The following is a 523-nucleotide window of genomic DNA, read 5'->3' on the forward strand; positions in this document are numbered from 1 at the left end:
AATGTATGTGCTCGCGACCGCCGCCGCCCGCGAGGCGGTCAACGGTCCCGATTTCATCCACCGCGCCGAAGATGTACTCAAGACCGAGGTCCAGGTGCTGAGCGGGCGCCAGGAAGCCCACTATTCCGCGCTTGGCGTCATTTCCGGCTTCCACCCGGCCAACGGCATCGCCGGCGACCTCGGCGGCGGCAGCCTCGAACTGGTCGACGTCGATGGCGAGGCAATCGGCGACGGCATCACGCTGCCGCTGGGCGGCCTGCGTCTGCAGGACATGGCCAAGAACTCACTGGCCCAGGCGGCAAAGATAGCGCGCGACGAACTGGCACGGGCAAAGCTGCTGAAAGGCGGGCAGGGCAGGCCGTTCTATGCGGTCGGCGGCACCTGGCGAAACCTCGCCCGGCTGTACATGGAAATGACCAGCTATCCGCTGAGCGTCATGCACCATTACGAGATCGGCATCGACAGCGCTACGAACTTCCTCAAGCAGGTCGCCAAGGGCGAGATCGAGAAGGTAAGGGGCTGT

Annotated in this window: 1 pseudogene; it reads left to right on the forward strand. The window is 64.8% G+C overall.

The window, feature by feature from the left end:
• Window positions 1-523: pseudogene (locus tag EOA86_RS37785) on the forward strand (exopolyphosphatase); the annotation flags it as partial.

Origin of the sequence: Mesorhizobium sp. M5C.F.Ca.IN.020.32.2.1 (genome assembly GCF_004023105.1) — a bacterium.
GTDB classification, from domain to species: Bacteria; Pseudomonadota; Alphaproteobacteria; order Rhizobiales; family Rhizobiaceae; genus Mesorhizobium; species Mesorhizobium wenxiniae.